This is a genomic window from Cupriavidus sp. CER-90, from assembly GCF_057652055.1.
The window spans coordinates 1,448,409-1,461,326 of sequence record NZ_JBYGYM010000001.1 but is presented as its reverse complement, the minus strand read 5'-3'; the positions used below and the strand labels follow the sequence as shown (position 1 = coordinate 1,461,326).

Annotated in this window: 10 protein-coding genes; 6 read left to right on the top strand and 4 right to left on the bottom strand. The window is 68.0% G+C overall.

Annotated elements, in window-relative coordinates; all coding sequences use genetic code 11:
* Positions 1 to 36 precede the first annotated feature (36 nt).
* Positions 37 to 1,986, top strand: coding sequence for a serine aminopeptidase domain-containing protein (locus AC24R4_RS06620; protein WP_487522543.1), 1,950 nt, complete (start codon positions 37 to 39; stop codon positions 1,984 to 1,986).
* Here the strand turns inward: AC24R4_RS06620 and AC24R4_RS06615 are convergent.
* Positions 1,959 to 3,005, bottom strand: coding sequence for a glycosyltransferase family 2 protein (locus tag AC24R4_RS06615; RefSeq protein WP_487522542.1), 1,047 nt, complete (start codon positions 3,003 to 3,005; stop codon positions 1,959 to 1,961). The genes AC24R4_RS06620 and AC24R4_RS06615 overlap by 28 nt on opposite strands.
* 147 nt (positions 3,006 to 3,152) lie before the next feature.
* On the opposite strand from AC24R4_RS06615, the gene AC24R4_RS06610 reads away from it, so the two are divergent.
* From AC24R4_RS06610 to AC24R4_RS06595, 4 genes are read left to right on the top strand one after another with little or no spacing between them, the layout of a single operon-like run.
* Entirely contained in the window at positions 3,153 to 3,734 is a 582-nt protein-coding gene (locus tag AC24R4_RS06610; protein ID WP_487522541.1) for an SCO family protein, read from the top strand.
* A gap of 49 nt (positions 3,735 to 3,783) precedes the next feature.
* Positions 3,784 to 5,727, top strand: a complete 1,944-nt coding sequence (locus tag AC24R4_RS06605; protein ID WP_487522540.1) for an RICIN domain-containing protein — start codon at positions 3,784 to 3,786, stop codon at positions 5,725 to 5,727.
* Positions 5,727 to 6,155: a hypothetical protein gene (locus AC24R4_RS06600; protein ID WP_487522539.1), complete on the top strand. Its 429-nt coding sequence runs from the start codon at positions 5,727 to 5,729 to the stop codon at positions 6,153 to 6,155. Before AC24R4_RS06605 ends, AC24R4_RS06600 begins: the two co-directional genes overlap by 1 nt.
* Positions 6,156 to 6,199: 44 nt before the next feature.
* Positions 6,200 to 7,831, top strand: coding sequence for a hypothetical protein (locus tag AC24R4_RS06595; protein WP_487522538.1), 1,632 nt, complete (start codon positions 6,200 to 6,202; stop codon positions 7,829 to 7,831).
* A 176-nt stretch (positions 7,832 to 8,007) separates the two neighbouring features.
* Here AC24R4_RS06595 and AC24R4_RS06590 read toward each other — a convergent pair whose 3' ends face one another.
* From AC24R4_RS06590 to AC24R4_RS06580, 3 genes are read right to left on the bottom strand one after another with little or no spacing between them, the layout of a single operon-like run.
* Positions 8,008 to 10,254 carry a polysaccharide biosynthesis tyrosine autokinase gene (locus AC24R4_RS06590; protein ID WP_487522994.1) on the bottom strand — a complete coding sequence of 749 codons (2,247 nt, stop codon included), beginning with the start codon at positions 10,252 to 10,254 and terminating at the stop codon, positions 8,008 to 8,010.
* Positions 10,254 to 10,715 (bottom strand): low molecular weight protein-tyrosine-phosphatase, encoded by a 462-nt coding sequence (locus AC24R4_RS06585; protein ID WP_153948729.1) that lies wholly within the window; start codon positions 10,713 to 10,715, stop codon positions 10,254 to 10,256. Before AC24R4_RS06585 ends, AC24R4_RS06590 begins: the two co-directional genes overlap by 1 nt.
* Before the next feature lie 20 nt (positions 10,716 to 10,735).
* Positions 10,736 to 11,821, bottom strand: a complete 1,086-nt coding sequence (locus AC24R4_RS06580) for a polysaccharide biosynthesis/export family protein (RefSeq protein WP_487522993.1) — start codon at positions 11,819 to 11,821, stop codon at positions 10,736 to 10,738.
* A 312-nt stretch (positions 11,822 to 12,133) separates the two neighbouring features.
* On the opposite strand from AC24R4_RS06580, the gene AC24R4_RS06575 reads away from it, so the two are divergent.
* Positions 12,134 to 12,892, top strand: coding sequence for a ChbG/HpnK family deacetylase (locus tag AC24R4_RS06575; protein WP_487522537.1), 759 nt, complete (start codon positions 12,134 to 12,136; stop codon positions 12,890 to 12,892).
* Positions 12,893 to 12,918: the final 26 nt, after the last annotated feature.

Here is a 12,918-nt window from a genome sequence, read left to right as displayed (position 1 = left end):
TCGGCTGCCCGGTCGGCGTTATCAGGAGACGCGTGGATGAAATGGGTCATGTTTGACGGCTGTGCAGGTTGGCTGCACGGCACGCAGGGCAATGTCGGCGTGGTGATGTGCGCCCCCCAGGGCCACGAGATGATGTGGTCGCATCGGGCATGGCGGCATCTGTCGGACGACATGGCGCAGGCGGGGCTCCCCGTACTGCGGTTCGACTACCGAGGCACTGGCGACGCCGCCGATCTTCACGATGGAGACGATCCGGTGGCATCGGCCATCGACGACATCGTGGCCGCCTGCGCTGCGTTGCGTCGCATGGCCAAGGTCAGCCAGGTCGTGCTGTGCGGCCTGCGGCTCGGCGCCTCGCTGGCGGCACTGGCGGCCGCACGGGTGCCGCAACTGGCCGGCGTGGTCATGCTGGCCCCGGTCATCGATGGCCGCCTGTACCTGCGGGAACTGCGCGCGCTGCACGCCGCCTGGCGCCATAGCGCCATCCCCGAACTCGATGTCCCGCCGCCGCCCGGTGGCGTGCAGGATGTGCTGAGCTTCCGCCTGTCTTCTGCCGCGGTGGCTGGCATCCAGTCGATCAGGCTCGATGCCAGCCTGCCCCTGCCACGTGTGCTGCTGCTCGACGCCTGGCCCGATCCGTCGTCGCCGGTTGCGGCGCTGGCGGGCGGACTTGGCCAGGCCGGCGCGGACGTCGCGCTGAAAGGGTTTGCCGAGTATCCCGACGTCATGCGCTCGGCGGAGTTTGCCGATGTGCCCGTGCGCGCCTGGGAATGCGTCATCGGCTGGATCACGTCACGCATGCCGGTCGCGCCGCCCAGGCGGCCGGCGGCGTTTGCGCCCGGCTCGGTCGGCGCTCCCGACGATGTGCTGTCCGCGGCGGACGTCGTCGAGTCGCCGGTGTGGATCGACCACGCGCGGCTGTTCGGCGTGCTATGCATGCCGCCGCTGCGCGATGCCACGCCGGCGCGGCCCGCGACGGCGGTGATCTTTCCCAATACGGGCGGCAATCACCATGTCGGCGATGGCCGGCTGTTCGTCACGGTGTCGCGGCAGCTCGCGCGGCAGGGCATTGCCGCCTTGCGCCTCGATGTGTCATCGATCGGAGACAGCCCCCACGCCGCGCGGCAGATGGACCTCAACACCATCTACGGCACCGCGCCCCGGCGCGATCTCGGGGCCGCGGTGGACTGGCTGCGGGGGCGCGGCTTCCGCTGCATCGTGCTTGCCGGCATCTGCTCGGGCGCGTTCCTGAGCCTACACGCCGCGCTGGAAAACCGGGGCGTCAACGGGCTCATGCTCGTCAACCTGGTGAAATTCCGCTGGGATGCCGCCGACCAGGCCACCGCGTCGGATCGTCTGCGGCCAGGGCGCGTGTATCTGGCCGCGGCCTGCCGGTGGGAAAACTGGCGCAGGCTGTTTCGTGGAGAGCTCGGCCTCAAGCGGCTGCTGGCGGCGATGGCGCGCAGGATCGTCGTGCGCCTGCGCGAGCACGATGTTCCGACGGCAACGCCGGGCGCGCAGGGCCAGGCCGGCCAGACCACGCAGGACTTCGCCAGCGCCGCCGTGATGGCGCTGGAACGGCGCGGCGTGCGCACGCTGTTCCTCTATGGGGCCAGCGACGTGGGCCTGCACGAGGCGCATCTTGGGCTGGGCCGGCGCTTCGAGGCCATCGACGGCCTGCGGCATGTGCGCCTGCAGACGATGCCGCTACTCGACCACTCGCTGTTCCTTACCGAAAGCCGCGAAGCGTTCGCCGCCCAACTGCTGGCACACCTGCGCACCATGCCGCAGGCATTGGCTTCGTTCAAGCCGGTGGCGCCGCCGGCGCCGCGCCGGCAGCCGGAACCGACCCGCACGTCCCATCATGGAATGGCCGCGGCGAAGGCGGAAACGAAATCGCCGAAGCCGTCCAGGAAGAAGGGCGCGCGCGGTGGCGAGGGCGGCGCCGAGCCATTCGCTCAGAGCTCGCCGCCGCGTTCGGGCTGACAGCGTCCCAGCAGCAGTTCGCGCACGCCAAGCAGGTTGCCTGCGAGGCGTCCGCGCCGGTCGATATGCGGCTCGGGGAACAGCGACCTGGCGCCATTGGCCAGCAGGGCCCTGGCGGTGTTTTCCCAGACCTCGCGCGCCGACAGCGCACCCTTGCCGTACAGGTACCAGGCGTTGACGATCTGCGAGAAGCCGAAGCGCCGGCCCGATGTGCGGCCGCCGGAGCGCAGGCCCAGATGCACGCCGCGTGCCGACAGCACCTGTAGCAGCTGGCCCTTGCCGTTCATCGCGCGCGAGAAGTCCATGTCCTCGAGCCAGCCGTACAGCACCAGCCGCTCGTCGAAGCGCAGGTCGCCGATGGCGCTGACGCGATAAGCCATGTTGCAGCCATACAGCTTCTGGACCGGCACCAGCCCCATGGGCTGCGTGCGCGCGGCGTCGTCCGCCAGCAGTTCGCCGGCTTCGTCCCAGTCGATGGCATCGCCCCGCACGCCGTCCGCCACCACGCCGCCCGTCATGCCGACGACACGAGGGCGCGCCGCGAACGCTTCGGCGCACCGCGCGAGCCAGCCTGGCGCGGGCACGAAATCGTCATCGAAGAACACCACGATATCGGCTTGGCCCATCACCCGCTCCAGCCCGCGATTGCGCTGCGCGGGCAGGCCGGCCGGGCCGAACACATACGCCACGGGCAGGCGCTGCGTCGCGGAGTCCTCGACGTTCTCAACGTCCTCGCCGGCCGCTACGTCCTCGACGTCCAGCCGGGTATTGGCCGACACCACGACGATCGACGGCTGCAAGGTCTGCTGCTCCAGCAGGCGCAGCACGCGCGAGACAGCCTTGGGGCGTCCCTTGGTGGCAATGATGACTGCGACGCGGCACGCCTTCGGCGCACCCTGAAGATGTTCTGGTATCACGCGGCCCTCCCTTTTCTTGTTGTGCTGCGCCCGGTTCTGCTGGCTCGAGTATAGGAACGTCAGCGGTGCGCGTTCGGTGTGTTTTCCAACGCAGACGTTCATGCGGATGCTGGCCGTTTACGCCCTGGGGCTTCGTGCGTTGCCGTACGGAGGGAGTGGTCGTGTGATCGCAAGATGTCACGGATGGTCTGGCACACGTGAGCTTGTCAGGTTCATCGATCGACCGGATGCCTGGGAGGGAGCGTACTGATGAGCTGGACTCGCCGCGCGTGGATGCGCGCCTTATCCGCCAGTGTGGTGGCGACTGCGACGCGGGGCGCCATGGCGCACGTCAGCGCCGGCGCGGTGGAACCGCTCGTGCCCGCGCCCGATGCCTGGGTCGTCGATGCGGCGGGGCAGCGCCGGCGGCTCGATGCGCTGATGCAGGGAAAGGTCACCGCGCTCCAGACCATGTTCACGGGGTGCAGCTCCGTTTGCCCGCTGCAGGGCGCCATGTTCGGCGCCGTGCAGGGCGGGCTGGCCGGCAAGACAGGCCGCTATCCGATGCAGTTGCTGTCGCTGAGCATCGACCCATTGGGCGATTCGCCGCAAGCCATGCAGGCATGGCTGAAGAAGATGGGCGCCGGCCGGGCATGGCAAGGCGTGATCCCTTCCGGCGATGTCGTGGCGCTGCGCTCCAGGCTGGCCGGCCGCCCGCCGTCGGAGAACCTCGACAAGCATGCTACCCAGGTTTACTTCTTCAATGCGTCGGCGCAGATGTGCTGGCGCAGTCAGGCGCTGCCACAGCCCGAGGATGTGGTCGCGATCATGGCTTTCCTCGCCAGGGCGTGACGCGGAGGCGTCCGAACGAATAAAGAGAACATCTTCAAGGGAGTCCATCATGAATCTCATCCCGGGATCGCACCCGGCGCGTGCGCTGGTGCGTCTGTCGAGGTGTGTGGGCCTGTGCCTGCTGGCACTCTGGCTGTGGGCCGCACCCACGCCCGCCCAGGCGCAGACCACCACCACCATCAAGCTCAGCGGTACGAACTTCTGCATGGATATCAGCGGCGCCGTGGTGGACAACGATGCGCCGGCAATCATCTGGACCTGCCATGGCGATCTGAACCAGTTGTGGGGCCTGACGCTGTTCGGCAGCCAGTACCAGATGTCGCCCCAGCATAGCGGCAAGTGCCTGGACATCCAGTACGCCAGCACCGACGTGGGGGCCCCTGCGCTGCAGTGGCAATGCACCGGTGCGACGAACCAGCGCTTCACCCTGCGCGCGCAGAATGGCGGCTACGCCATCGTCGCGGCGCACAGCGGGCTGTGCCTGGTGCCGGCGTCTGCGGTCGAAGGTGAGGCGGTCGTGCAGAAAACCTGTAACGGCAGCGCGGCGCAGACCTGGAACATCACCGTGGCGCAAACCACGGTATTGCCGTCGAAATGGGCCGCACCAAAGGCGCTGACCGTGATCCCGGTGGCCGCGGCGAACCTGCCCGATGGACGCGTGCTGGTGTGGTCCGCCTATGAGCGCAACAACTTCGGCGGCGACAACGGCCGGACCTATACGGCGCTGTTCAACCCGACGACGGGCGCATCGACCGAGAAGCTGGTCAGCAATACGGGCCACGACATGTTCTGCCCGGGCACGGCCAACCTGCCGGACGGCCGCATCCTCGTCAATGGCGGCAGCAGCAGCACCAAGACCAGTATCTACAATCCCTCGACCAACGCCTGGACGGCCGCGGCGGAGATGGTCAAGGGGCGTGGCTACCAGGGCGCGGTGACGCTGCCCGACGGCGGCGTGTTCACGGTCGGCGGCTCGTGGAGCGGCGACATCGGCGACAAGGACGGCGAGACCTGGCACGCCAATACGGGCTGGCGGCTCAACAGTGCCGTCTGGGACGACTACTTCCTGACCGGCGACACGGCCGGGCTCTATCGATCGGACAACCATGCCTGGCTCTTCGCCGCCGCCAATGGACGCGTCTTCCACGCCGGCCCCAGCAAGCAGATGAACTGGGTGGACACCACCGGCGACGGTTCGGTGACCCCGGTCGGCACGCGCGCGGCCGATGGCGACGCGATGAACGGCAATGCCGTGATGTACGACATTGGCCGCATCCTGACGGTGGGCGGTGCGCCCGACTACGAGAACGCCGCCGCCACCGCCAACGCCCACGTCATTGACATCCGGCCCGCCACGCCCACGGTACGCAAGGTGGCGTCGATGTCGTACGCGCGCGCCTTCCACAACAGCGTGGTGCTGCCCAATGGCCAGGTCGTGGTGGTCGGCGGGCAGGCGTGGCCGGTGACGTTCAGCGACGATGGCGCCGTCATGGTGGCGGAGCTGTGGGACCCTGTCACCGAGAAGTTCTCGCGCCTGGCTGCCATGCAGACGCCGCGCACGTATCACAGCGTGGCGTTGCTGCTGCCCGACGGCCGGGTGCTCAGCGGCGGTGGCGGGCTGTGCGGTACGTGCACGACCAACCATGCCAACGTCGAGATCCTGACGCCGCCTTACCTGCTCAATGCGGACGGCACTTCGGCCACGCGCCCGTCAATCACGTCGGCGCCCACCGAGGCGTACCTGGGGACGACGATCACGGTCAATGCCACGGCCAGCATGAAGTCGTTCGCGATGGTCCGCATGTCGTCGGTGACCCACTCGGTCAACAACGAACAGCGCCGCGTGCCGCTGACGTTCACCGTGGGTACGTCGGGCGAGTACAAGCTGCAGATCCCGGCCGATCCGGGCGTGGCCGTGCCGGGGTACTACATGCTGTTCGCGATGAACGCGGCCGGCGTGCCCAGCGTGGCGGCCACCATCCGGGTGCGCTGATGCGCCCGGCCATGCTGCTGGCGGCCGTTCTGGCCGTCGGCAGCCCCCTGTCCGGGCTGGCACAGGGCGCCACGCCCAACTTCGTCGATCTCGGGCGGTCGCTCTACTATGGGCAGGTGCCCACCGGCACGCCGGCGCGCCTGCGCTGGGAAGAGCGCGCGCTGCCCGACTCGGCGGCGCGCTGTGCCAACTGCCACGCCGCGGCCAGGGGCGCCGAGCCCTTCGGTCCGCGCCTGACCGCGGATTCGTTGCTCACGCTGGCACCCAGACGCGGCGGGCCGCCGTCGGCGTATGACCGCGACAGCTTCTGCCGCGTCGTGAGCGAGGGCGTCGACAACACCGGCGTGATGCTGTCCAAGGCGATGCCCCAGTACCCGTTATCCGAACCAGAGTGCACGGCAATCTGGTCATTCCTGCTGACGCAGTAGCGGCCAGGCACGCGCCGCGCCAACACTGCCAACGGAGGCTTTTCATGCCCAATCTTCGACGCAGTTTCCTGGCCCGGCTGGGCGTACTGACCGGGGCGAGCGTCGCCTCCGCCGCCGCCGGGGCCGCCGGGCGCGAGGCCGGCGAATCAGCGCTGCCGGCCTCGCGCGAGCGAGCCGTCTCGATTGCCGACTTCGACGGATGCGACCCCACCGGCAGGACACCGTCCGACGCGGCATTCGCCAGCGCGGTGCGCACCATGGCCCGCCAGGTACGCAAGGCACAGTTCGGCGAGAACTCGAACCAGATCGGCGGCAGGCGCATCATCGTGCCGCCAGGCACCTACCGGCTCACCAGACCCGGCGCGTTGTTCGACAGCGCGCTGCTGCAGGGCAGGGCGCAGGGCCTGATGATCGAAGGGGACGGCCCTTCCGGCACCGTCGTCATCATCTATGAACCACGCGGCGACGGCGCGCTGTTCCGCAACCAGGATGCCGCGCTGGTGGTGCGCCTGCGCAATCTGCAGTTCCACGGCAATGCCCCCAACTGCGACCTGATCGAAAGCGTCAGCAGCGGCGGCGCCCAGGACTACGCGTTCGACGACTGCCTGTTCACGGGCCAGTGGCGCTACGGCGTCAACCTGACGGGCGACAACTGCAACAGCGAGTGGAAGTTCTGGCGCTGCGCCTGGGCCGGGCAGTGGAAGGCCTTCCTGTACGTGGGCGACAAACGGACGTCCGACCAGTTCCTGAACTACTGGTTCGACCACTGCAAGTACTGGTGCTCCAGTGCGTGGATAGACATGCATCGCGGCGGCAGCATCAAGCTGACCGACTGCGACGTAAGCGGCTACGAGCCGACCGTGCAGACCCACCTGTTCAACCTGCGCGGCAACAACCACGCCATGGGCGTCTGCTCGTTCAAGGCGGAGGGTCTGCGCGTGGAGCAGAAGTCGCGCCAGGCCGGCGTGATGTTCTGCGAGTGGGAGCAGGGCAATATCGGCTTCAAGGATTGCGACTTCGGCTCGCAGGGCTACCAGCAGTTCGCGGCAGGCACGGTGTCGGCGGTGTTTGCCCCGGGCAACACGGCCGGCGCGCAGGTGGTGTTCGACAACTGCCAGATCATGGGGCGGCACCAGTATGTCTCGGGCCAGGGTCCCACCGCGCAGGGCCGCGCCGTGTACCGCAACTGCGACTTCGTGAATTTCGCGCATCCGGACGAGGGATTGATGTTCTCCGAGTCGGGCAACCAGCTCGGCCGCAGGCGCGTCGTGACGCTCGAGGGCTGCCGGGGCAATAGCGCCGCCGGGGTCTATGCCGACGCCGAGATCGGCTGGAACGTGGCTGCATCGGCGACGGTCAGGACCAAGGTGGTATCGCTGCGCAACGCCTTCGGGCGGCTGCCGGCCCGCGCCGATGGCGCGCCGACGGTGATCCTGCCGCTGAATGCGATCGTCACGCGGGTCATCGTCGATGTGGCCGGCGGCGCCGGCAACTATTCGATCGTGACGGGCGAGTCGTCGCCCACCACGTTGCTGAAGGCCACCCGACAGGCCGACGAACGCATGCTGTTTCGCTGCAGTACGCGCCAGCGCTGCACGCTGAGCCTGGTTCCCGGCGCCGGCACCGAGCAGCCGGCCAATGCCGAGGCGGTCGCCCTGATCGAGTACATCGGCTAGGCCCAGAGGGCCCGCAAGTTCCCCAACACATCCGAAGATGACCGCAGGGCGCCCCAAGGGGCGCCTTGTCGTTTCACCGCCGCCCGTCAAAAGCGCGCAAACAGCGGCAAATGAAAAAGGCCGCTTCGGCAGAAGCGGCCTTCGGGGCCCCCCAGGCGGGGCGGCGACTTGCAGGATCAGGCCCGTTTTGCCTGTTCGCTGCCGTAGCGGTTCAGGTAGCGGTACTTGCCGAAGTGGTAGTGCGACCGGTACCAGCGCCCTTCCACCTCGAGGCCGTTGAACAGCACGCCCTTGACCTCGCCGCCGGCCTGTTCGATCACGCGGCGCGCGGCGGTCAGTTCGGCGGCAGTGGTCTTGTCGGCGCGTGCCACCAGGAACACCGCACCGGCTCGCGGCGCCAGGATGCCGGCGTCGGCGGCGGCCAGCACCGGCGGGGTGTCGATCAGCACCAGGTCGTACCGGGAACGCAGTTCTGCGAGCAGGCTATCCATCACGGGGCTCTGCAGCACGTCGGCGGCGAGCGGCGGCTCGGCACCCGTGGCGATGAAATCCAGTCCCGGCACCACGTCGCGCTGGATCACGTCGTCGAGGCGCGCGCTGGTCAGCGCCTCGGTCAGGCCGGGTTTGCGCGTGACGTTGAAGCGTTCGTTCAACGCGCCGCGCCGCAGGTCGCCATCCACCAGGACCACCTTGCGACCGGCTGCCGCCGCGACCACCGCGAAGTTCGCGCTCAGGAACGACTTGCCGGCTTCCGGGGCCGGGCCGGTGAACACCACGACGTTGTTGCGCTGGGCCCCGAGCAGCGCGAACTGCAGCGCGGTCCGGAAGCCACGCAGGCTTTCGATGGCCGGATCGTCGGGCTCGCCGATGGCCAGCACATCGCCGCCGCCGCTCTTCACGCGCGACAGCCGGGCCTGCTGGGCGCTCATCGGGATGGTCGCGTACACGGTCATGCCGCATTGCGATTCGATCTCGTCGGCATCGGTCACGCCGCCATCGAACACGCGGCGGATGGCCACCACGATCAGCGCGAGCACGATGGCCAGCACACCGGACGTCGCACCGATCAGCATGCGGTTCGGACGTACGGGCTTGAGCGGGACGTCGGCGCCGTCGATCAGGCGCGCCGTGCCGACCTTGCTGGCCTTGACCAGCCGCAGCTGCTGCACGTCGTTCAGCAGCGACTGGTAGAGCTCGGTGTTGACCTTCAGGTCCCGCATCAGCCGCAGAACGTTCTGCTCGACGTCCGGCAGCTTCTGGATCTTGCCGGTGACGCCGTTCAGCTGCCCGGTCAGACCGGCGATCTGGTTGTCCAGGATCTCGATGGTCGGGTGATTGGTCGTGAAGCGCGCGATCAGTTCCTGGCGCTTCTGGCGCAGCTCCTGCAGCTTGGTCTGGATCTGTACCGACTGCGAGAGGATCAGCTTCGATTCCTCGCTGAGGTCGATGGTGCCGCGCTGGTTACGCATCGCGTTGTAGCGCGATTCGGCCGTCTCCATCTGCTGCTTGAGCTGCGGGAGCTGGCTTTCCAGGAAGTTGACCGATTTCTCGGCCTCGGCCGCCTTGCGGCGCAGGTTCTGCTCCACGTACTCGTTGCCGATCTCGTTCAGGGTCGACGCGGTACGCGCCGGCGACGTGCCTTCCAGCGCCACGCCGATCACGCCGCTCTGCTTGCCGCGCTCGCTGATCATGAGCTGGTCCTGCAGGCTGGAGATGGCAATGCCGCGCGGCACGCGACGGACGTAGAACTGCGCGCCGGCACGGCCGTCCAGGCGGCTGATGTCGATCGTCACCGAGCCGCTGCCGGTGGCCACCGTCAGCGGATGGCCGACCTCGCCTTCGGCGGTCTGGTCGCTGCTGGCGAACGCCAGCCGATACTTGCCGTCGCCCAGCGCCGTGACCACCATGCGGCGGTCTTCCATCTGGGGCGGTACGTCCAGACGCTCGACCACGATCGATTCGCTGCCCCACGCGTAGCCGCCAAAGCCGAACAGGCCGGGGGTGGACAGTTCCCTGTTGTAGCTGGCGATCGCGGCGCCGATCAGCGGCAGGTAGCGGGGCACCGCCTCGACATCGAGCCGCAGCGTGTCCACGGCCTTGCCGACCACCATGCGCGAACGCAGCAGTTCGATTTCGGCCGAGGCCGCCGGCTTGGCGTCGAACACCGGCGAGATGTTCGCGGCCAGCTTGCTGGCCGAGTTGCCCGGGGTGGTGTCCTCCACCTGGACCACGATGTCGGCGCGGTAGACGGGGCGCGCCAGGAACGCATACAGCAGCCCCGCACAGAGGATGGTCGCAGCGACTGTCACGAACGTCCACCGGTAGCGGACCAGCACGTCGACGTACGACGTCATGTCCATGGGCTTCTCGTTGTCTTCCCATGTATCAGGAGCCGTGTCCCGGAAATTCCGTACGATACTCATCATGCCTCTCCGTGGCGATGGGCCGGCTCTGCCGCATGGATTCGTGCCGACCAGGATTCAACACCCTTCTTGATCAAACCAAGTACGATGACAAACATGTTCTGCGAGCCGCCGAAAGGGTCCGGCACATCGGCCTTCTGCTGCTCGCACAGGCGATGCGTCTTGCCGCGCGCCTGCGGGTACAGCGTCTCGATCGCGTCGCGCTGTTCCTCGTCCATCACCAGGACCAGGTCGGCGTCGGTGACCAGCGACTGGTCCACGGCGCGGGCGCGATGCTGGCTGAGGTCGTCGCCCTCGATGGCCAGCAGGCGCACCGCGCGCGGGTCCGCGGTGGCACCCACGGGCGGCGCCAGGCCTGCCGACAGCACGTTGCAGTGGGGCAACGCCCGGCTCAGCAGTGCCGCCGCCATCGGGCTGCGGCACCGGTTGCCAATGCAGATCACGAGGATCGACCTGACCATGTCGCGTCCGCTGGTGACGATCATGGCCGCGCGATGCTGGCCGTACCCACCACCGGCTGGACGAGCAGCGTCATCACACGGGCCCAGCGCACGAGGTCACGCGCATCGACGTAGACGACGTCCTTCGGCTCCAGCTCGAAGCTTTCCGCGATGGCCAGGGCCACCGGCGAGGTGCCGTCCAGGTGGTAGACCTTGGGCTTGCCATCGGTGGTCTTGCGGATGACGAAGATCTGCTCGGCGTTGGCCGTCTGCGGGCTGACGCCGCCAGAGTCGCCGAGGGCTTCGTTCAGCGTCATGCGGCCATTGCGCATCAGCAGCGACGACGGCTTGACCACTTCGCCGGTCACGAAGACCTTGCTGTCCTCGCGCTGCTCCACGCGCACGATGTCCCCGGAGCGCAGCATGATGCGCGACGGATCGATGCCCCTGGCGAGCAGCGCCGGCATGTTGACGTACCAGCTGCGTTCGCCGCGCGTGACCCGCACGCGGCTGTTGTCGCCGGTCAGGTTCAGCACCCCGCCCGCCCGGTTCAGCGCTTCGACGAGCGTCATCGGCGCATCGTCGATGGCCAGCATGCCAGGTGTCTTGACTTCGCCGTCGACGTACACGCGCTGGCTGCGGAAGCCCAGCACGCGCACCGTCATCTGGGGATCGCGCACCACGCGCGACAGGATGCGGGCCATCTCGTCGCGAACTTCGTTGGCGGTCTTGCCGGCGACATGCATGACGCCGGCATAGGGAAACTGGATATCGCCCGAGGGGCTGACCACGTAGCCCGGCATGTTCGAGCCACCGCTCGAAGTCGGAATCTCGAACGCGGCCCCGATGCTGTACGTCTGCGTCGGGAACACCAGTTCGGGGTGGTCCCAGACCACCACCGAGATGATGTCGCCGGCGCCGATGCGGTATGGCGCAGGCGTGCCGAACAGTTCCTCGACGCCGGCATTGGCCGGTTTGGCATGGGCCTGCTGCTCGCGGACCAGTTCCAGCGTGATCGGCGTGACCTCGGGCATCGAATCGGGGCTGACGCCGCCGACCGGGCTGGCGCTGAATTTCATACCCGGGGACGCCGCGCAGGCGCCCAGCAGCAATGCGGCACACACCATGGCCAGCGTGGCGGCCAGTGATCGAGGCGATCTGGCGTTGCACCGGCTGACTGTGTGGTAATGGCTAGTCTTCACGGCATCCTCTCCCCAGTCGATTAAACGAGACGCGCATCGCTGTGCATCGCGACTGAATGCATCGTAGGAGTCTGCAAAGTGCACTATCGGTGCGCTCTCGCACATTGGTGCAGAAGCGCGCCCGGCTAACGTTGCGTATCGCACCGAGTGCCCGCTGCGGTGCCGCATATCGTTGCCCCAAGGGGCGGATTGGCATCCGCCATGGGCATTTGGCGTTGCATAACCACGGAGAGAGCAATGAGGGGTGTGATCATCAATGCCGACGATTTTGGCTACGACGACGATACCTTCAGGGCCACGGTCGCCTGCTTCGAGGCGGGTCTGCTGACCAGCGCCACGATCCTGGCCGGCCGGCCCGCCACGGCGCAGGCCTGCAGGTACGCCCGGGACAACCAGCACCGCCAGTCCTTCGGGCTGCATTTCAACATCGTGGAGGGCTGGCGTCCGCCCGCGTCGAGTTCGCTGTGCCGCAAGGACGGGTCGCTGTTCCCGCCCAAGATCCAGCGCGCGCGGGCCATGGCCGGCCTGATCGACGCGGCCGATATCCGGCGCGAATTCCGGCTGCAGCTGGAGGAATTGCGCGACCAGGGCGTGGACGTGTCGCACGTGGATGGCCATGGCCACATGCACAAGTACCCGGCGATCATGCGCGTGCTGCGCGATGAAATGCTGCGCGCCGGCATCTCGCGGGTGCGGCGGCCCCAGAACTGCTACTTCATGAAGAACCACGTGCGCGGCGCCATGAACGTGCTGCTGCTGCGGCACTTTGGCGGCCTGCGCAGCCCCGACTTCTATGTCGGCGCCGATACGCGCCAGCGCGGCTGGGCGCTGCAACTGCCCGCCATCCTGCCGGAGGGGGTCACCGAGATGTCGGTGCATCCGGGCTACACCGAGACGTGGCGCCAGGAAGAGGGCGCGCCGCTGATGGACCCGGGCCCGCTCCACACCGTGCTCAAGGATGCCGGCATCACCCTGATGCGCTACCACGACATCTGAGGTCCAATCCGGGCTTCGCTCCCTTG